At 66.4% G+C, this 18146-nt stretch carries 18 protein-coding genes; 15 read left to right on the top strand and 3 right to left on the bottom strand.

The features are described from left to right. The first annotated feature begins 1 nt into the window (after window position 1). Window positions 2-781, top strand: coding sequence for a hypothetical protein (locus tag ACQKLX_RS01335; protein WP_427358783.1), 780 nt, complete (start codon window positions 2-4; stop codon window positions 779-781). 131 nt (window positions 782-912) lie between these two features. Here the strand turns inward: ACQKLX_RS01335 and ACQKLX_RS01330 are convergent, their stop codons facing one another. Beyond that, complete coding sequence (locus ACQKLX_RS01330; RefSeq protein WP_427358781.1) at window positions 913-1824, bottom strand: DMT family transporter; 912 nt, start codon at window positions 1822-1824, stop codon at window positions 913-915. Between the two features lie 470 nt (window positions 1825-2294). Between ACQKLX_RS01330 and dnaE the strand changes: the two genes are divergently transcribed. The 3 genes from dnaE to pncA all read left to right on the top strand — a co-directional run bounded on the left by dnaE (window position 2295) and on the right by pncA (window position 7358). Further along, complete coding sequence (dnaE, locus tag ACQKLX_RS01325) at window positions 2295-5762, top strand: DNA polymerase III subunit alpha (protein ID WP_427358779.1); 3468 nt, start codon at window positions 2295-2297, stop codon at window positions 5760-5762. 236 nt (window positions 5763-5998) lie between these two features. After that, entirely contained in the window at window positions 5999-6721 is a 723-nt protein-coding gene (locus ACQKLX_RS01320) for an FkbM family methyltransferase (RefSeq protein ID WP_427358777.1), read from the top strand. A gap of 10 nt (window positions 6722-6731) precedes the next feature. Continuing rightward, on the top strand, window positions 6732-7358 hold the full coding sequence (pncA, locus tag ACQKLX_RS01315) for a bifunctional nicotinamidase/pyrazinamidase (protein WP_427358775.1): 627 nt from the start codon (window positions 6732-6734) through the stop codon (window positions 7356-7358). 7 nt (window positions 7359-7365) lie between these two features. Here the strand turns inward: pncA and ACQKLX_RS01310 are convergent, their stop codons facing one another. Further along, window positions 7366-8535, bottom strand: a complete 1170-nt coding sequence (locus tag ACQKLX_RS01310; RefSeq protein WP_427358773.1) for a GGDEF domain-containing protein — start codon at window positions 8533-8535, stop codon at window positions 7366-7368. A gap of 250 nt (window positions 8536-8785) precedes the next feature. Here ACQKLX_RS01310 and ACQKLX_RS01305 point away from each other — a divergent pair, with 250 nt between their 5' ends. From ACQKLX_RS01305 to pyrH, 5 genes are all read left to right on the top strand, one after another. Continuing rightward, window positions 8786-9178 carry a pore-forming ESAT-6 family protein gene (locus ACQKLX_RS01305; protein ID WP_427358771.1) on the top strand — a complete coding sequence of 131 codons (393 nt, stop codon included), beginning with the start codon at window positions 8786-8788 and terminating at the stop codon, window positions 9176-9178. A gap of 103 nt (window positions 9179-9281) precedes the next feature. Then, window positions 9282-9593 (top strand): putative quinol monooxygenase, encoded by a 312-nt coding sequence (locus ACQKLX_RS01300; protein ID WP_427358769.1) that lies wholly within the window; start codon window positions 9282-9284, stop codon window positions 9591-9593. A 160-nt stretch (window positions 9594-9753) separates the two neighbouring features. Beyond that, entirely contained in the window at window positions 9754-10764 is a 1011-nt protein-coding gene (locus tag ACQKLX_RS01295; RefSeq protein ID WP_427358767.1) for a 30S ribosomal protein S2, read from the top strand. Between the two features lie 165 nt (window positions 10765-10929). After that, on the top strand, window positions 10930-11853 hold the full coding sequence (gene tsf / locus ACQKLX_RS01290) for a translation elongation factor Ts (RefSeq protein WP_427358765.1): 924 nt from the start codon (window positions 10930-10932) through the stop codon (window positions 11851-11853). A 120-nt stretch (window positions 11854-11973) separates the two neighbouring features. Continuing rightward, window positions 11974-12681 (top strand): UMP kinase, encoded by a 708-nt coding sequence (gene pyrH / locus ACQKLX_RS01285; protein ID WP_137880911.1) that lies wholly within the window; start codon window positions 11974-11976, stop codon window positions 12679-12681. Between the two features lie 152 nt (window positions 12682-12833). Here pyrH and ACQKLX_RS01280 read toward each other — a convergent pair whose 3' ends face one another. Next, complete coding sequence (locus ACQKLX_RS01280; protein ID WP_427358762.1) at window positions 12834-13247, bottom strand: VOC family protein; 414 nt, start codon at window positions 13245-13247, stop codon at window positions 12834-12836. A gap of 70 nt (window positions 13248-13317) precedes the next feature. Between ACQKLX_RS01280 and ACQKLX_RS01275 the strand changes: the two genes are divergently transcribed. The 6 genes from ACQKLX_RS01275 (at window position 13318) to rseP (ending at window position 18049) form a co-directional block, all read left to right on the top strand. Continuing rightward, a complete protein-coding gene (locus ACQKLX_RS01275; RefSeq protein WP_427358760.1) occupies window positions 13318-13491 on the top strand; it encodes a hypothetical protein in 174 nt (57 codons plus the stop codon). Between the two features lie 5 nt (window positions 13492-13496). Further along, entirely contained in the window at window positions 13497-14060 is a 564-nt protein-coding gene (frr, locus tag ACQKLX_RS01270) for a ribosome recycling factor (RefSeq protein WP_092154115.1), read from the top strand. 65 nt (window positions 14061-14125) lie between these two features. Further along, window positions 14126-14875 (top strand): isoprenyl transferase, encoded by a 750-nt coding sequence (locus tag ACQKLX_RS01265; RefSeq protein WP_427358758.1) that lies wholly within the window; start codon window positions 14126-14128, stop codon window positions 14873-14875. Further along, on the top strand, window positions 14872-15690 hold the full coding sequence (locus ACQKLX_RS01260) for a phosphatidate cytidylyltransferase (protein ID WP_427358756.1): 819 nt from the start codon (window positions 14872-14874) through the stop codon (window positions 15688-15690). The genes ACQKLX_RS01265 and ACQKLX_RS01260 overlap by 4 nt, the downstream gene beginning before the upstream one ends. 6 nt (window positions 15691-15696) lie before the next feature. Further along, window positions 15697-16878, top strand: coding sequence for a 1-deoxy-D-xylulose-5-phosphate reductoisomerase (dxr, locus tag ACQKLX_RS01255; protein ID WP_427358755.1), 1182 nt, complete (start codon window positions 15697-15699; stop codon window positions 16876-16878). 22 nt (window positions 16879-16900) lie between these two features. Beyond that, complete coding sequence (gene rseP / locus ACQKLX_RS01250; RefSeq protein ID WP_427358753.1) at window positions 16901-18049, top strand: RIP metalloprotease RseP; 1149 nt, start codon at window positions 16901-16903, stop codon at window positions 18047-18049. Window positions 18050-18146: the final 97 nt, after the last annotated feature.

The following is an 18146-nucleotide window of genomic DNA, read 5'->3' as shown; positions in this document are numbered from 1 at the left end:
GATGGGGCGTCGTCGTTCACCCGACCGGGCCGTTGCGGCCGAGGAGCGCTTTCGCCTGCTGCGGGTCCAGCGCTTCTCCTCCGATACCGAGAAGGCGCTCTGGCACGGGCGCTCGCGCAATACCCGTGTCGCCAAGGTGTTGGTTTACATGGCGGCGATCCGGATGCCGGACCGGCCGGGCCTGCCGCTGACGCCCAATCCGAGCGTGACCTGCAAAGGTGCCGAGCAGCAGTTCTTCAGCGCCTCGGGCGAAAACCAGGCGGCGCATCTGCTGCCTGGGCAGATCCTGATCGACAACACCTATCCCTGGCTCTTCCTGCAGGGCGAGCCGGCGCGGCTTCTGCAGAACGAGTTCGCCTATGTCGACCCGATCCACGCCAACTACAACGCGGCCGACCGGGTGGCCGAGCGCAACGGCATGATCGATACCTTCGCCGCCGCCTGCCGCGCGGTGCTGACCAGCGCGGGCGAAGCCGAACGCGACGTCTCCAACGCCTATCATCGCGTCTGGGTGCCGGGTGCGCTGGCGGCGATAGCGGCGGCCGAACATGAGCTGCGGTCCGAGCCCCTGCCGCCACCATTGGTCTACGGCACGAGCCTCGAGGACTATGGCATGATCCTCAATCTGGAGGAGCGCAGCGAGGCGATGAACGACGAGGATACCTGGAACAATTTCGAGCAGCTCAGCATGCTCGACTATTACCGCGCCGCCTTCGACGAGATGCCGACCGAGATCGAGCCGCGCGCCGTCGTCGCGGCGTTGAACGCGATGGTGAACTAGAGCCGGATGATTTCAGATGGAACCGCTTTGCGATTCCATCTGAAATCTGAATCCGTCTCTCATCAAAGAGTTAGAGCAGGATTCTTGCGAAAAACCGGTTCCCGCTTTTTCGCATCCTGCTCTAGGGCGGCTCAGGACGGCTTGCGCCGCGCCACCGGCCTCGCCGTCGCGACGATCAGCCCGGCTGCGACGATGACCGCGATCCCGGCCCAGGTTGCCAGCGAGGGCAGGTCGCCGAACAAGGCGAAGCCGAGCGCGGTCGCGCCGATCAGTTCGAGATAGACCAGGGGCGAGAGCCTCGCGACCGGCGCCAGCCGGAAGGCGCTGATCGTCATCAGATTACTGAGCGTCGAGACGAGACCCATCAGCAGGATCAGCAGGAGCCCCTCGCGAGTCGGCGTCGTCCATTGCAGCACGGCGAAGGGCATCAGCATCAGGATGCCGAGGATGAGCTGGATCGTCAGCGTTGCTACCGGCGATCTGTCCTGGGCGGTGGCGCGGGTCAGCACCAGATAGCAGGCCATGCAGATACCCGAAGCCAGCGCGATCAGCGTGTCGGCACTGGTCTGCGTACCCGGGCGCACGACGAGGATGGCGCCGACGAAACCGAGGGCGACAGCCACCAGCTTCCGCCGATCGAGCCGCTCGTGCAGCGCGATCGCGGCGAGCAGGGTCGCTGCGATCGGGGCGATGAAATAGGCGCCGAGCGCATCGGCCAGCGGAATGCGCGTGATCGCCACGAAATAGAGCGTCATCGCTGTGACGAGGAACGCGGTGCGCAGGATCTGCGACAGCCAGTAGCGGCGTGGCGATGCGAGCGGGGCCGCGGGCTGCTGTCCACGCCAGAGCAAGGTGACCGGGAGAATGAAGCCGAGCGCCGCTACATAGCGCACCCAGCTGAGGAAGGCCGGCGAATGAGCCCCGCTGAGATATTTGGCGATGGCGTCGGAGGTCGGGATGATCAGCATCGCGGCTGCCATGAGCAGGACGCCGAGTGTCTCGTCTCGTCGCTTGCGATGCGTCTGATCGGGGGAGGCGGTCATGCCGGCGACCCTAGCTGATTCCGCCGCGCCGGCAGCGTCGCCGTTAACGCTTTTGCAGCCTCGGTAAATCCGCGTTAACTGCGTGCCATATCTCCCGATGCCCGCTGACCTAGCGATATTGACGTGAACAAAGAGGGAATTAAATTGGACATATAGAGAACATTGGAGATCGGACATGCTCGTTGCTCGCAAGCTGATGGCCGGCGCCATGGAGTTCCTCGCGCTGGCGCTCTTCGTCGGAATGATCTGGGTCTGGGCCGCTCTCGCTTCGGGGCCGCACGTCTGAGCGGCTCCCCGGGACCGGACCCGACCGCCATGCGCGGACGTGTCCACAGCCTCGCAAATGGATCGGCTCGACCGGGGAGGAGTGGCGCGCAATAACCGGCTTGGAGCATGCTCCGGAATCGAGAATCGGCGCAGGTCCTTCCGCTCGGCCCCACGAGCTGACCGGGAGCGCGCCGGAGGGTGCGATGACCGACCGCAAAGACGATACACAGGTTCAGGACGAGGTCGGCTTCGTCCATCTGCATGTCCATTCGAGCTATTCGCTGCTCGAAGGCGCGATCCAGGTCGGCACGCTCGCCAAGCTCGCCGCCGGCGACGGCCAGCCGGCCATGGCGCTGACCGACACCAACAACCTGTTCGGCGCGCTCGAATTCTCCGAGAAGCTGGCCGGCTCCGGCGTCCAGCCGATCGCCGGGGTGCAGCTCTCAGTCGATTTCGCCGATGAGGACACCGGCGGGCGCAAGCCGGTCCAGAGCGTGACGCCGCATCTCGTCCTGCTGGCGACCAGTGAAGCCGGCTACGGCAACCTGATGAAGCTGGTGACGGAAGCTTGCCTCGCCGCCGGCGCGGGCAGCCCCGTCGCAAGCATCGAGCACCTCTCTGCCTACAATAGCGATGTGATCGCGCTGACGGGTGGTGCGGGCGGCCCGCTCGATCTGGCCTTGCGTGCCGGTCAGCCGGCGCAGGCCGAGGCGCGGTTGAAGCGCCTGCAAACGATCTTCGGTGACCGGCTCTATGTCGAGATCCAGCGCCATGAGCGAGAGGACGAGCCGGCGGTCGAGGCCGGTTTGCTCCGGCTCGCCTATGACAACGACCTGCCGATCGTCGCGACCAACGAGCCCTTCTTCGGCAAACCGGCCGATTTCGAGGCGCATGACGCGCTGCTCGCCGTAGCGGCAGGGCGCTTGCTCTCGGACGGCGAGCGCCGGCGGGTGTCACCGGCGCATTTCTTCGCCAGCCGTGCGGAAATGAAGCGGCGCTTCGCCGACCTGCCAGAGGCGCTGGCCTCCACCGTCGAGATCGCCCGGCGCTGCTCCTGGCGCGTCGGCACGCGCAAGCCGATCCTGCCGCGCTTCGGCGAGGAGGGGCGCGACGAGGCCGACGAGCTGGAGAGCCAGGCGAAGGCGGGTCTCGAGGCGCGGTTGGCCAAGCATGGCCCGGCCGCGGGCTTCTCCGTCGAGGATTATGAGAAGCGCCTCGCCTTCGAGCTCTCGATCATCACCCGGATGAAATTTCCGGGCTATTTCCTCATCGTTGCCGACTTCATCAAATGGGCCAAGGATCACGACATCCCGGTCGGGCCGGGCCGCGGCTCGGGCGCCGGCTCGCTCGTCGCCTATGCCTTGACGATCACCGACGTCGACCCGCTGCGCTTCGGCCTGCTGTTCGAGCGCTTCCTCAACCCGGATCGCGTCTCGATGCCGGACTTCGACATCGACTTCTGCCAGTACCGGCGTGAAGAGGTGATCGAGTACGTCAAGCATCGCTATGGCGAGGAGCGCGTCGCCCAGATCATCACCTTCGGCACCTTGCAGGCGCGCGGCGTGCTGCGCGACGTCGGCCGCGTTCTGGAGATGCCCTACGGCCAGGTCGACAAGCTGACCAAGCTGGTGCCGCAGAACCCGGCCAAGCCGATCACGCTGCCGGAAGCGATTGCCGGCGAGCCGAAGCTGCAGGAGGCTGCGGCCGAGGAGCCAGTGGTCGGGCGGCTGCTCGAGATCGCCCAGAAGCTCGAAGGCCTGCACCGTCACGCCTCGACCCACGCGGCGGGTGTGGTGATCGGCGACCGGCCGCTCGAACAGCTCGTCGCGCTCTCGGTCGATCCGCGCACCGGCATGCGCGTCACCCAGTTCAACATGAAATGGGTCGAGCAGGCCGGGCTGGTGAAGTTCGACTTCCTTGGCCTGAAGACGCTGACGACGCTGACCATCGCGGTACAGCTGATCGCCCAGCGCGGCATCACGGTCGACCTGGCGCAGCTGCCCTTCGACGACCCGAAGACCTACGAGATGCTGGCGCGCGGCGAGACGGTCGGCGTGTTCCAGGTGGAATCGGTCGGCATGCGCAAGGCGCTGGTCGAGATGAAGGCCGACCGGATCGAGGACCTGATCGCACTGGTGGCGCTCTACCGCCCCGGCCCGATGGACAACATCCCGACCTATTGCCGTCGCAAGCTCGGGCTGGAGGAGCCGACCTATCTGCATCCCGGCATGGAGCCGTTCCTGTCGGAGACGCACGGCATCATCGTCTACCAGGAACAGGTGATGCAGGTGGCGCAGGCGCTGTCCGGCTATTCGCTCGGCGAAGCCGACCTCTTGCGCCGCGCCATGGGCAAGAAGATCAAGGCCGAGATGGACGCCCAGCGCGACCGTTTCGTGAAGGGCGCGATCGAGGCCGGGCTGAAGAAGGACCTGGCCTCCGAGATCTTCGACCTCTTGGCCAAGTTCGCCGACTACGGCTTCAACAAGAGCCATGCGGCGGCCTATGCCGTTGTCGCCTTCCAGACCGCCTATCTCAAGGCCAACTACCCGGTCGAGTTCCTTGCGGCGTCGATGACACTCGACATCGGCAACACCGACAAGCTCTCGGAGTTCCGCCGTGACGCGGAACGGCTCGGCATCAAGGTCGAGCGGCCCTCGATCAACCGCTCCGGCGTCGATTTCGATGTCGCCGAGGGGGCGATCCGCTATGCGCTCGGCGCGATCAAGGGCGTCGGCCGGGCGGCGGTGGAATCGATCGTGGCGGCGCGTGCCAAGGAAGGACCATTTCGCGACCTCGCCGATTTCGCCCGCCGGATCGATACGCGCCTGGTCAACCGTCGCACGATCGAAGCGCTGATCTCGGCCGGCACACTCGATGAAATCGAGCCCGAACGGGCCAAGGCGATGGCGGCCGTCGACGGCATGCTGGCGCTGTCGAACCGCATTCGCGACGAGGCCGCGGCCGGGCAGCTCGACATGCTCGGCAGTGGCGGGAACGCTGAAGCCTTCCGCATCCCGCCCTTCGAGCCCTGGGCCCCGGCCGAGCGTTTGCAGCGCGAGCACGAAGCAGTCGGCTTCTTCTTGTCCGGCCACCCGCTCGACGATTACGAGCATGTGCTGAAGCGGTTGAAGGTTCAAAGTTATGCCGACTTCGCCCGCGCCGTCAGATCGAAAGGCACTTCGATCGCCAAGGTCGCGGCCTCTGTCATCGACAGGTCGGAGCGGCGGACCAAATCCGGCAACAAGATGGGCATCGTGCAGCTCTCCGATCCGACCGGGCAGTTCGAGGCGATCCTGTTCTCGGAAGGGCTGCAGCGCTATCGCGACCTGCTCGAGCCGGGCGCGGCGCTGGTGGTCAGGCTTTCGGCCGTGCTCGACGGTGAGGAGGTTCGCCCGCGTATCGAGGATGTCGAGCGGCTCGACGATCTCGCCGGCCGGCAGAAGCAGGATCTCTTGATCCACCTGCGTGACGACAAGGCGCTCAACTCGATCGCCGAGCGTGTCAAGCCGCGCGATGGCGTGCGCGCCGACGGCAAGATCTCGCTGATGATGCTTCTCGACGACGGCGCTCAGCTGGTCGAGATCGAACTGCCCGGGCGTTATCCAGTCAGCCAGCAGCTGGCCAATGCGTTGCGTACAGCGCCCGGGGTCATGGAGGTCGAGCTGCGCTGACCGGCCTCGCCCCTCTTCTCAGCCTTCATCCTGGGGAGCGAGCACAGCTCGCGTCTCGAAGGATGGTCCAGGAGGCTCCGGAACTGGCTGGAGCATCCTTCGAGACGCCGCTTCGAGGCTCCTCAGGATGAGGGTTGAGGGGGGACAGAATTCCCCGAACTTGCACCGCAAGGGGCCGCGGCGTCAGATGCACCGAAGCCGGCTGCGGAGATGGCTGGTGATGCCTGGGGGTGAGAATGAAGCAATACGTCGCGCGCATTCCGATGAGCCTCGCCGTGCCCGATGCGATGCATTGGGCGATCAAGGACGTGCTCGAAGGCGAGTACGAATGCGGCTTCGACGGTGTCGGCCTCGACATCCTCGACATCGGCGCCAATGTCGGTTCGTTCGCGCTCTGGGCGAGCGCGCGCTGGCCGGGCAGCACCGTGACCTCGTACGAGCCGCATCCCGGCACCTATGAGCTGCTGAAGCGCAACACGGGTCGCCGCCGCGACATCGTCACGGTCAATGCGGCGCTGTTTCCGGGTGGCCAGACGACGGCGACTTTCCTCAGCCGCTTTGCCGGCGATGGTGAATCGGGCCTCGCCTCCTATGCCGGCGACACCTTCGTGGCCGATGCCATGGTCGAGCGCTACGAGGTCGCGGTGGTCGATCCGGCGAGCCTCCCGTCGGCCGACATCGTCAAGATCGACATCGAGGGCGGCGAGGGTGATGTGCTCGACCATCTCGACCTGTCGAAGACCTCGCTGGTGCTGCTCGAATACCAGAATCGCAAGAATCGCCTGCAATTGGAGGCGCGTCTTAAAGCTGATTTCGAGCTGATCGACACGGTCGAGCACATCTGGGATCCGCTGCTCGAACAGCGCTGCTACCGGCCCGATCTTGCCGGCGACGTCTATGGTCGCATGTTCGCCGCCCGCAAGGGCATCACGCGGATGACGCGGACAGCTACCTTGTGAGGAAAGGTCTGTGATCGACGCCCGGACTGCACTGATCGTCGTCGACGTCCAGAACGATTTCTGCCCCGGCGGCAGCCTGGCGGTCGCTGGCGGCGACGAGATCGTCCCGCTCGTCAACGAGCTCGGCAAGCGTTTCGGAATTGTCGTCCTGACGCAGGACTGGCACCCGGCCGGGCATTCCTCCTTCGCCTCGAGCCATCCCGGCAAGGGGCCGTTCGAGACGGTTGCCATGCCCTATGGCACACAGGTGCTCTGGCCGGAGCATTGCGTGTGGGGCAGCGAAGGCGCGGCCTTCCATCCCGCTCTCGACCTTGACATGGCGCAAGCGGTGATCCGCAAGGGCTGTCGCCGCGATGTCGACAGCTATTCGGGCTTCGTCGAGGCCGACCGAACCACGCCGACCGGGCTCGGCGGCTATCTCAAGGAGCGCGGCATCGCCCGTGTCCTAGTCGTCGGCCTCGCCACCGACTTCTGCGTGAACTGGACGGCGCAGGATGCGGCCCGCCACGGCTTCGAGACAGTTGTCATCGAGGAGGCCTGCCGCGCCATCGATCTCGACGGCTCGCTCGACCGGGCCTGGGCGGAGATGGCGGCGCTCGGCGTCGGGCGAGCGCGGCTCGCCGATCTGAGCGGCTAAAATCGCTTCACCGCGCCAGGGCGCGGATCTGCACCTGAACCCGGTCTCTGCCGAGACGCTTCGAGCGATAGAGCGCCTCGTCGGCATGCTCCAGCAAGGTCTCCAGCTCATCGCCGGCCGCGTCCCCCTCGGCGACGCCGATGCTGAGCGTTGGCTGGAGAGCCATGCCGTCCCAGTCGGCGAGTGCGCGACCGAAAGCAGTCCGGATACGATTGGCGACGCGCACTGCGTCCTTCGTGGCCATGTGCGGGAGGATGGCGACGAACTCGTCGCCGCCATGACGCGCCAGGATGTCGCTGGCGCGCAGTTCGCTGCGAGCCGCCTCGGCGAAGAGCTGTAGGATTCGGTCGCCCGCAGCGTGGCCATGCGTGTCGTTGAAGATCTTGAAATGGTCGATATCGATCAGCAGCAGGGTCAGTCGACCGGGCCGCTTGCCGGCATCCGCCGCGATCAGGGCCATGGCGCGCTCCAGGCCGCCGCGGTTCATCGCACCGGTGAGGGAATCGTGCTGGGCGATCGTGACCAGCGTGTTGCGGCTGCGCTCGGCGGCGAGCAGCAATAGCGCGCCGCTGCGCAGGAGCACGAAAGCGGTGCCGGTGGCGGCGAGCCACGGATTGCTGTCGTCGCTGGTCGGGAACAGTTCCGTGCCGAGCTGCCCGGTTGCGGCAAGACAGCCACGGAACGCAAACAGCACGACCGTCGGCGCGAACAGGGCCGCGAGGATCACGCCGGAGACCAGCCGCTCGCGCCGCCACAGGAGCAGGCCCTCGCGGACGAGGAGTACGTCGCAGGTCATGATCAGGACGGAGACGAGCACGACCCGCCTGGCGAAGCCGTCCGGTCCGTTCCACAGGAAGAGCAGGGTGGTCATGGTCGCGACCGCCAGCAGGTAGAGCGGCAGGCGTGCCGGACGCCCGGCGAAGCTCCTGACCCCGAACAGGACGAGCAGATAGCCGACCCAGCTGACGGTGTTGGCGAGCGGGATCGAGACGATGTCCGGGATGGTGCCCCGCAATCCCACACCGATCAGGCCGAGGCCGATCAGGATGTTGCTCAGCCCCCACCAGAGCGGCCAGCGCTCGAAACGGCCGGTCGCATAGGCGGCAAGCTGGACCAAGCCGAGAAGCACGGCGGTGAGCGCGCCCGCCAGATAGATTGTCCTCAGATCGAGCAACACGCCGCAGTCATCCAAGTCGACTCGCGGGTGTCCTAACAAGCCGGCATGAACGCTTTGACAACGCGATGCCGGACACTGGCGCGCGTCGTGTCGTGAGGTCCGCTTCCGGCGAAAGGACCTCAGACTTTCGCAAGGGCGGCTCGCTTTCGCTGCGTCCGAGCCTGTTTGCCGCAACCGGCGGGGAGGCTATTCTGGCGCCGGGGAAGCGGGGCGTGCATCTGCGGATGCGTTCAACTTGAGAGAGATTGTCATGCTGCTTTCCTTCAAACGTTTCAGCGCTATTGCCGTGTTGGCGGCTCTGTCCGGTGGCCAGGCTTTCGCTCAAAGCCAGGCCGACCAGCTCGCGACCGCCTATCAGGCCGGCCGCAATCAGCTCGGCATCCTCAGCTACTGCGCCGAGAAGGGCCATGTCGGCGCCGACGTCGTCGAAGTGCAGCGCAAGGTGCTGGCCCTGATTCCGCCGCCGGCCGACAAGAGCGCCGGTGATACGGCCGAGGCTGCGGGCAAGAAGGGCACGATCGCCATGATGGGCGTGACCCAGGAGCTCGAAACGATCGCCAAGGCGCAGGGCGGCACCGCAGCGGCCTATTGCAAGCAGATCGGCGATGTCGTCCTGAAGGCAGCGGCCTCGCTGCCGAAATGAGACCGGCGAAGACAGCTCCTGCCAGCATCTGGCAGGGCATGGCTTGACCTCAACCTTGGTCGAGGCCGTATCGACCCGGCTCCACTCAGTTAAGGAGCCGGGCATGCCTAACCAGCCGGTCGTCAACATCAGCGTCATCACCCCGAAGCCGGAGCGTTTCGCCGAGTTCATGGAACTGCAGCTCGCCCAGCATCAGGCCGTGCGCGGCAAGGTCGATGGGTTGGTCGGCGGGCGATTGTTCCGCTCGCGCGAGGATCGCGACGTCATCCTGGTGACGATGTTCGAGAGCGAGGAGGCTGCGCTGCGCTTTGCCCGCGACGAGCGCTTCATCAGCCATCTGGCGCGTGTGCGCCCGCTGCTGGAGAAGGCGGTGCCGGGCGCCTATGAGGTCGCCTACGAGGTCGGTTCGCTCTGACGAGCCGGCCTCAAGCCTTGCATTCGCGCGCCATCGCGTGTATGGCGCGCCTCATTCCACATGGGAAGCATCACCTCGACACCGAGGCGTTCCGGTGACTGGCCAGTTCATGGCCGGCTCATTCGCTCCCCAGAGGCTCAACCGGAAGGACAAGAATACCATGGCTCTGCCTGATTTCTCCATGCGTCAGCTGCTCGAGGCCGGCGCCCACTTCGGCCACCAGGCTCACCGCTGGAACCCGAAGATGTCGCCGTTCATCTACGGGACGCGCAACAACATCCACATCCTCGACCTGTCGCAGTCGGTGCCGATGCTGTCGCGCGCCCTGCAGGCGGTCAGCGACACCGTCGCTCGCGGTGGCCGCGTCCTCTTCGTCGGCACCAAGCGCCAGGCGCAGGACGCCATCGCCGATGCGGCGAAGCGTTCGGCCCAGTACTATGTCAACTCCCGCTGGCTCGGCGGCATGCTGACCAACTGGAAGACCATCTCGGCCTCGATCCAGCGCCTGCGCAAGGTCGACGAGCTGCTCTCCGGCGGCGGCACCGGCCTGACCAAGAAGGAGCGCCTGATGCTGGCGCGCGAGCGCGACAAGCTCGAGAAGGCGCTCGGCGGCATCAAGGACATGGGCGGCACGCCCGACATGATCTTCGTGATCGACACCAACAAGGAGCAGCTGGCGATCAAGGAGGCTCAGCGCCTCGGCATCCCGGTCGCCGCCATCGTCGACTCGAACTCGGATCCGGACGGCATCACCTTCCCGGTCCCGGCCAATGACGACGCCGGCCGCGCCATCCAGCTCTATTGCGACCTGATCGCCCGTTCGGCCATCGACGGTATCTCGCGCGCCTCGGGCGACAGCGGCATCAATCTCGGTGCCGCCGAGGCCCCGGTCGTCGAGACCGCGATCGCCGAGCCGGTTGCTGCTGAAGGCCAGGCTCTGGCTTTCGAGCTGCTGACCGCGCCGCGTGGCGCGCCAGACGACTTCATGAAGCTCTCGGGCATGGGCCCGGAGATCGTGCAGAAGCTCAATGATGGCGGCATCTTCCACTTCTGGCAGCTTGCTGCCATGAGCCCGGCGGATGTCACCAAGGTCGATCACGATCTGAAGCTCGCCGGCCGCATCGAGAGCCAGGGCTGGGTTGCCCAGGCCCGCGATCTCGCCGACGCCTGATCTTCCGAAGTGCGGCGCGTCATCGGCGCGTCGCACTTCGATACCTGATTGAGCCCAAGCAGCGCCGACGCCGGAAACGGGCCGTCGGCGTTTGCCAATGGGGACTGGATTTTAGGGTTGCGGCACGCCACCGGGCGATGCCGCCAGATAGCAAGGACGACGCAAATGGCTGCGATCACCGCCGGCATGGTGAAGGAACTCCGCGACAAGACCGGCGCGGGCATGATGGACTGCAAGGCCGCTCTTTCGGCCACCGACGGCAACATGGAAGCCGCCATCGACTGGCTGCGCGCCAAGGGCCTGTCCAAGGCCGCCAAGAAGGCCGGCCGCGTCGCTGCCGAGGGCCTCGTCGCCGTGGCCGTGCGCGGCCATAGCGGCGTCGTGGTCGAGGTCAACTCCGAGACCGACTTCGTTGCCCGCAACCTCGAATTCCAGGCGCTCGCCCGCACCATCGCCGATGTCTCGCTCGAGCGCGGCGGCGACGTCGAGGCGCTGGCCGCCCATCACTATCCGGGCGGCGGCACCGTCGCCGACGCGATCGCCAACGCCATCGCCACCATCGGCGAGAACATGACGCTGCGCCGCGTCGCGCAGGTCTCGGTCGCTTCGGGCGTGATCGGCTCCTATGTCCATGGCGCGATCGCCGACGGCCTCGGCAAGATCGGCGTGATCGTCGGCCTCGAGACCAGCGGCAAGGGCGATGAGCTCGCCGGCCTCGGCCGCCAGCTCGCTATGCACATCGCCGCGACCAACCCGGTCGCGCTCGACCTCGCTTCGGTCGACCCGGCGGTGCTGGAGCGCGAGAAGGGCATCCTGGCCGAGAAGAACGCCGGCAAGCCCGAGCACGTCCTAGCCAAGATCATCGAGAGCGGCCTCAAGAGCTACGCCAAGGAGTATTGCCTGCTCGAGCAGGCCTACATCCATGACGGTTCGAAGTCGGTGGCCCAGGTGCTGAAGGAGGCCGAAGGCAAGGTCGGCGGTCCGCTCAAGATCACGGGCTTTGCCCGCTTCGCGCTTGGCGAGGGCATCGAGAAGGAAGAGACCGACTTCGCCGCCGAGGTTGCGGCGGCCGGCGGCACCACGGGCTGACAAGCCCGTTGATAGGACACAGAAAGGCCGCGCCTCGCGCGGCCTTTTTTGTAAGTAGAGAAGGCCGCCCCGCCGAATCGGGCGAGGCCGGTGATGTGGCGCAAGCAGTGGAGAGCCCCGATGAGACCTAAACGCGTTCTCGTGAAGCTCTCCGGCGAAGCCCTTGCAGGGCCTCAGGGATCCGGCCTCGACGGCGCCACGTTGACGGCCCTGGCCGCCGACATCGCCCATGCTTCGCGCGAGGGCGTCGAGATCGGCATCGTGGTCGGCGGCGGCAATTTCTTCCGCGGCGTCCAGGGGCTCACCAAGGGCCTCGACCGCACCAGTGCCGATTCGATCGGCATGCTCGGAACGGTGATGAACGCGCTCGCCCTCGAGCATGCGATCGAGAGCGCGGGCGCCCCGGCGCGCGCCATGTCGGCGGTGCCGATGCCTTCGCTCTGCGAGAGCTATGCCCGCAAGCGCGCGCTCGACCATCTCAGCAACGGCAAGGTCGTTATCCTCGGCGGTGGCACCGGCAATCCCTATTTCACTACCGACACCGGCGCTGCCCTGCGCGCCGCCGAACTCGACTGCAGCCACCTGCTCAAGGCGACGCAGGTCGATGGCGTCTACTCGGCCGATCCGAAGAAGGATCCGAGCGCGACCCGCTACGACACGCTGACCCATGAGGATGCGATCAAGCGCGACCTCAAGGTGATGGACACTGCCGCCTTCGCCCTGGCGCGGGATGCGGCGCTGACCATCGTGGTCTTCTCGATCGCCGAGCCCGGCATGCTCGCGGCCGTGCTGCGCGGCGAGGGCAGGGCGACCTACGTCACGCCCTAATCACAATCGGTGCTCCCACCAGCCCTCATCCTGAGGAGCGCTCCGCAGGGGGGGCGCGTCTCCGGAGCCTCCTGGAGCATCCTTCGAGACGCCGCGTGCCGCGGCTCCTCAGGATGAGGGCTGAGTTTTCAGGCTGCTTCCAAGCGCGATCGTCAATAGTTCGGCCAGTTGCCAGGGGTCATGATCTCGAGCAGATGGCCATCGGGATCGCGGAAATAAATGCTCTGGCCGCCGCGATTCCAGCGCATGCGGCCTTCGATCTCCACGCCGTGCTGTCCGAGCTGCGCCTCCCATGAGGCCAGCTCGTCGGCGTCGACGGCAAAGCAGATGTGCAGCGGGCCCTGGCCGTCATGCGGCGGGATGCTGCCACGTTCAGAGGCCTGCGTCTCCAAGGAGGCGCCGCGCCGGAACAGCAGCAGGACGTTCTGGCCGCCGACATCGTAGGCATAGAGCGTTCTGGTCCTGAGCATGGACGAGAGCCCGAGCTTTCCCTCGTAGAAGGCTGCGGCGCGGTCGAGGTCGTCGACATAGAGCGCGGTTTCGACGATGCGGCTCAGCCGGGGCATGGCAATCCTCCTGAGATCGTGGTGAGCGGTTTGCATCGCCACTGTACTGAGCTAGGAAGCGCTCCCGGGCTTGGCCAGCGTCGGCCGGCCCGACGGTCCTCGTATCGGCGATGGCGACCCGCTTCCTCTCGCGGGACTGCCGACGATCATGCTGTTGACGGATAAATCCTTGACCCTGGGGCGGGCGCTCGCCATGGTCGCGCGCATTTCCGGCTTCATCCAGCCGGTTTCGACAAGGTTTTGAAGACGATGGCCCAGACCACTTTCGATCTCGCCGATCTCAATCGCCGCATGGACGGCGGCGTGCAGAAGTTCAAGAGCGACCTGGCTTCGCTTCGCACCGGCCGCGCCTCGGCCAATGTGCTCGATCCGATCACTGTCGAGGCCTATGGCGCCCGCACGCCGCTGAGCCAGCTTGCCACCGTCAGCGTCCCCGAGCCGCGCCTGCTCTCCGTGCAGGTCTGGGATCGCAGCATGGTCCAGGCGGTCGAGAAGGCGATCCGCGAATCCGATCTCGGCCTCAATCCCCAGACCGAGGGACAGGTGCTGCGCATCCGCATTCCTGAGCTCAACGAGCAGCGTCGCAAGGAAATGGTCAAGGTCGCGCACAAATACGCCGAAGACGCCAAGGTGGCCGTCCGGCATGTGCGCCGCGACGGCATGGACCTGATCAAGAAGCTGGAGAAGGACGGGCATATGCCCAAGGACGACGTCACCAAGCAGACCGACCTGGTCCAGAAGGCGACGGACAAGCATATCGGCGAGATCGACCAGGCGCTCGCCGCGAAGGAAAAGGAAATCCTGCACGTCTAAAGTGCGTGACGTGGCGCCGTCCTGTATCATCGACGCATGAATGTTTGGCCCAGAAGAGGCATTTGATGTCAGACGGCGCGCGCCCGGCAGTTCCCGCCCATGTCGCCATCATCATGGACGGCAATGGCCGCTGGGCGCAGATGCGTGGCCTGCCGCGGCAGGAGGGGCACCGGCGCGGGCTGGAGGCCCTGCGGCGTACCGTCCGCAATGCCGCCGATCTCGGCATCCGCGTCCTGACACTCTATTCCTTCTCGACCGAGAACTGGCGTCGGCCGATGGCCGAGGTCTCCTTCCTGATGGGGCTGCTGCGCCGTTTCGTCGAGAACGACCTTGCCGAGCTCAATGAAGCCGGCGTGCGCGTGCGCATCATCGGCAGCCGCCATGACCTCGCGCCCGATCTGCGCGCGCTCGTCGAGCGGGCCGAGGCGATGACGGAAGGCAATACCGGCCTCACTTTGGTCGTCGCCTTCAATTACGGCTCGCGCGACGAGATCACGCGCGTGGCCAAGCGCCTGGCGCAGGAGGCCGCCGCCGGCCGGATCCAGCCCGAGGCGATCGACGAGACGATGCTGTCCTCGCATCTCGATACCGGCGAGTTGCCCGACCCGGACCTGGTGATCCGGACCTCGGGCGAGACCCGTATCTCGAATTTCCTGCTCTGGCAGGCCGCTTACGCCGAGTTCATCTTCACGCCGGTGCTCTGGCCTGATTTCGACCGCAAGGCGCTGGAAGATGCGCTGGCCGAATTCCATCGCCGCGAGCGTCGCTATGGCGGTGTCGGCCAGCCGGCCGCAGCCAAAATGGGGGTCGCGTGAATGTCGGCGGCGCCGGCGCGGGCGCATCCGAGCTTCGCCTGCGGGTCATCTCGGCGCTGGTGCTCGCCGTGGTCATCCTGGGTGTCACCCTGCTCGGCGGCTGGCCCTTCCGCCTGATCTGGACCGCCGTTGCCGGCGTCGTCGCCTATGAATGGTTCGCCATGGTCAGCCGCCGGAATGCCGTCGCAGGCGGGATCGGCGTCGGATTGGCCGGACTCGCACTCGGTTTCCTGCCGCTGAGCGGCGCGGCGCTCGCGGGCGTCGCGGCCCTCGCCGGGCTGATCGGCGCGATCGTCACGGTCCAGGCCAGCAAACAGCGCGTGCTCGAAGCCTGCGGCGTCGCCTATGCGCTCTGCTTTGCGCTGGTGACGCCGGCTCTGCGCGAGACCCTGGGGATGGGGCTCGCCCTGATCATCTGGACCTTCGCCGTGGTCTGGTTCACCGACATCGCCGCCTATTTCACCGGGCGGGCGCTGGGCGGGCCGAAGTTGCTGCCGAAGGTCAGCCCGAAGAAGACCTGGTCGGGCGCGCTCGGTGGTGCCCTGGCTGGAACCCTGTGCGGCACCGCCGTCTGGGCGTTCTTCTTCCCGGGGCTGCCATCGGGGCTCTGGCCGGTGCTCGCCGTCTCGCTCGCCGCTTCGGCAGCGAGCCAGGCGGGCGATCTGTTCGAATCGTCGATCAAGCGGCGGTTCGGCGCCAAGGATTCGAGCCAGCTGATTCCTGGCCATGGCGGCTTCCTCGACCGGCTCGACGGCTATTGGGCGGTGCTGGTCTTCGCCGGCCTGCTGCTTTATCTGGCGCGTCTGGGACACTGATTTTCGATGCGCCGCACCGTCACCATATTGGGAGCCACCGGCTCCATCGGCCGCTCGACACGCGCCATCATCGCGGAGAACCCCGAGCTGCTCGCGGTTGCTGCGGTCGTCTCTGGGCGCGATTCGGTGGGTCTGGCGCAGATCGCCCGCGAGACCGGGGCCAGTTTCGCGGCGATCGCAGATGAGGGGCAGGGCGGGGAGCTCGCCGAGGCGCTCGCCGGCAGCGGCATCCGCCACGGCGCGGGCCGGGACGCGGTGCTCGAAGCAGTTTCGCGCGACAGCGACATCGTGGTCAGCGCCATTTCGGGAGCGGCCGGGCTGGAGGCGACCTTCGCGGCGCTGAAACCGGGGCGCGTCGTCGCGCTCGCCAACAAGGAAAGCCTGGTCTGCGCAGGCGCTGCGGTGATGGCGCGGGCAGGCGCCGTTGGCGCCCGCATCCTGCCTCTCGATTCCGAGCATAATGCGTTGTTCCAGGTACTGGGCGCCGAGCCGATCTCGGCGATCCGGACGATGACGCTCACCGCCTCGGGCGGGCCTTTCCGGACCTGGTCGGCCGAGGCGATCGCCGCCGCTACGCCGGAGCAGGCGCTGGCCCATCCAAATTATGCGATGGGCGCCAAGATCACGATCGACTCCGCGAGCATGATGAACAAGGGGCTCGAGCTGATCGAGGCCTCGTTCCTGTTTGGGCTCGGGGTCGACCGGCTCGAGGTGCTGGTCCATCCCCAACAGATCGTGCACGGCCTCGTCACCTTCCGCGACGGTTCGGTCAGCGCCGGCATGGCGGTGCCGGACATGCGCGTCGCGGCCGCCCATTGCCTTGGGATCGACGGCCGGCTCGACGCGCCGCAAAGCCGCTTCCTCGATCTTGTCGCGACCGGTCCGCTCGCATTCGAGCGGCCCGATCTCACCCGGTTCCCGGCGTTGCGCCTGGCCATGGCGGCCCTCGCCGAGGGCGGCGCGATGCCAGCCGTGCTGAACGCTGCGAATGAAGTCGCCGTCGACGCCTTTCTGAACAGGCGGATCGCCTTTCCCGCGATTCCGGCACTGGTCGAAGCTGTCTGCGAGCAGGCTGCCGGGGCGCAGCCGTCGGCTCCCGTCGATGTGGCTGAAGCCCTCGCCGTTGACCAAGATGCGAGAAACCGGACCCGCATGCTCTTGTCCGGAGGGCGCTTCACTGTCACTTAGTGACTGAAGTCGGGAGAGTTTTATGGATATCGTCGGATCAGTCTGGCACACGGCGAGCTTCCTGCTGGGCTATCTGCTGCCGTTTCTGTTCGTCCTCACCCTCGTCGTGTTCGTGCACGAGCTCGGCCATTTCCTGGTCGGGCGCTGGTGCGGCGTCGACGTGAAGACGTTCTCGATCGGATTCGGACGCGAGCTGTTCGGCTTCAACGACCGGCACGGCACGCGCTGGCGCTTCGCGCTGATTCCGCTCGGCGGCTACGTCAAATTCTCGGGTGACGGCGATGCCGCGAGCTCGCCCGACGGCGACGCGCTCTCTGGCATGAGCCGCGAGGAGCGCGAACGCTCCTTCCCCGCCCAGTCGATCGGGGAAAGGGCGGCGATCGTCGCCGCCGGGCCGATCGCGAATTTCCTGCTCGCGATTCTGATCTTCGGCGGGACGGCCTATTTCCTCGGCAAGCCGGTCCTGGCACCGCGCGTCGACAACGTCACGGTCGGCGGGGCCGCGGCGCGCGCCGGCCTGCAATCAGGCGACCTGATCCGCCAGGTCGACGGTCGCGAGGTCAGGAGCTTCTCCGATCTGCAACGGGCGATCTCGATCCGTCCGGGCGAGACTTTTCCCGTGACTGTCGAGCGCGGCGGGGCCGACGTCGTGGTCTCGGTGACGCCCGATCTGGTCGAGACCTCCTCGCCATTGGGCAAGCAGCGGCTCGGAATCATCGGCGTGCAGGCTTCGGCGAAGCCCACGGACTGGACTGTCCAGCACTTTGGCCTGGGCGAATCCGTGCTGCTCGGCATGCACGAGACCTGGTTCGTGGTCGAACGGACCTATGACTACATCGCCAAGCTGATCAACGGCAAGGAATCGACCGACCAGCTTTCAGGGCCGATCCGCATCGCCCAGGCCTCGGGCATGGTCGCCTCCAGCGGCGGGATGCTGGCGCTGATCAATCTGGCGGCGCTGCTCTCGGTCTCGATCGGGCTGATGAACCTGTTCCCGGTACCGATGCTCGATGGCGGACATCTGCTGTTCTATGCGATCGAGGCGCTGCGCGGGAAACCGTTGAGCGAGCGTGCGCAGGAAATCGGGTTCCGGGTGGGACTAGGGCTCGTCCTGATGCTGATGCTGTTCGTGACCTGGAACGACCTCGTTCACGTTCGCTCGCTGCTCTGATCCTTCCAGCTGTCAGTCCGGGGCAAACCAGATTGCACCAGGCTGACGCAGCTGCTGTCAAAGCCTGCCTGCTCCTTCGGATTGTGGCTTTTTATGG

This window comes from Allobosea sp. NPDC003192, from assembly GCF_050275675.1.
Classification (GTDB): Bacteria; Pseudomonadota; Alphaproteobacteria; order Rhizobiales; family Beijerinckiaceae; genus Allobosea.
This window is presented reverse-complemented; position numbering and strand designations above follow the sequence as displayed.

What these genes read in the sequence shown, in the direction of transcription:
- ACQKLX_RS01295 (WP_427358767.1), top strand. Translation starts at nt 9,754, where the DNA reads ATGGCTCTGCCTGATTTCTCCATGCGTCAGCTGCTCGAGGCCGGCGCC.
- ACQKLX_RS01320 (WP_427358777.1), top strand. Translation starts at nt 5,999, where the DNA reads ATGAAGCAATACGTCGCGCGCATTCCGATGAGCCTCGCCGTGCCCGAT.
- dnaE (WP_427358779.1), top strand. Translation starts at nt 2,295, where the DNA reads ATGACCGACCGCAAAGACGATACACAGGTTCAGGACGAGGTCGGCTTC.
- ACQKLX_RS01335 (WP_427358783.1), top strand. Translation starts at nt 2, where the DNA reads ATGGGGCGTCGTCGTTCACCCGACCGGGCCGTTGCGGCCGAGGAGCGC.
- ACQKLX_RS01280 (WP_427358762.1), bottom strand. Translation starts at nt 13,247, where the DNA reads ATGCCCCGGCTGAGCCGCATCGTCGAAACCGCGCTCTATGTCGACGAC.
- ACQKLX_RS01265 (WP_427358758.1), top strand. Translation starts at nt 14,126, where the DNA reads ATGTCAGACGGCGCGCGCCCGGCAGTTCCCGCCCATGTCGCCATCATC.
- frr (WP_092154115.1), top strand. Translation starts at nt 13,497, where the DNA reads ATGGCCCAGACCACTTTCGATCTCGCCGATCTCAATCGCCGCATGGAC.
- pyrH (WP_137880911.1), top strand. Translation starts at nt 11,974, where the DNA reads ATGAGACCTAAACGCGTTCTCGTGAAGCTCTCCGGCGAAGCCCTTGCA.
- ACQKLX_RS01300 (WP_427358769.1), top strand. Translation starts at nt 9,282, where the DNA reads ATGCCTAACCAGCCGGTCGTCAACATCAGCGTCATCACCCCGAAGCCG.
- ACQKLX_RS01330 (WP_427358781.1), bottom strand. Translation starts at nt 1,824, where the DNA reads ATGACCGCCTCCCCCGATCAGACGCATCGCAAGCGACGAGACGAGACA.
- rseP (WP_427358753.1), top strand. Translation starts at nt 16,901, where the DNA reads ATGGATATCGTCGGATCAGTCTGGCACACGGCGAGCTTCCTGCTGGGC.
- tsf (WP_427358765.1), top strand. Translation starts at nt 10,930, where the DNA reads ATGGCTGCGATCACCGCCGGCATGGTGAAGGAACTCCGCGACAAGACC.
- ACQKLX_RS01305 (WP_427358771.1), top strand. Translation starts at nt 8,786, where the DNA reads ATGCTGCTTTCCTTCAAACGTTTCAGCGCTATTGCCGTGTTGGCGGCT.
- dxr (WP_427358755.1), top strand. Translation starts at nt 15,697, where the DNA reads ATGCGCCGCACCGTCACCATATTGGGAGCCACCGGCTCCATCGGCCGC.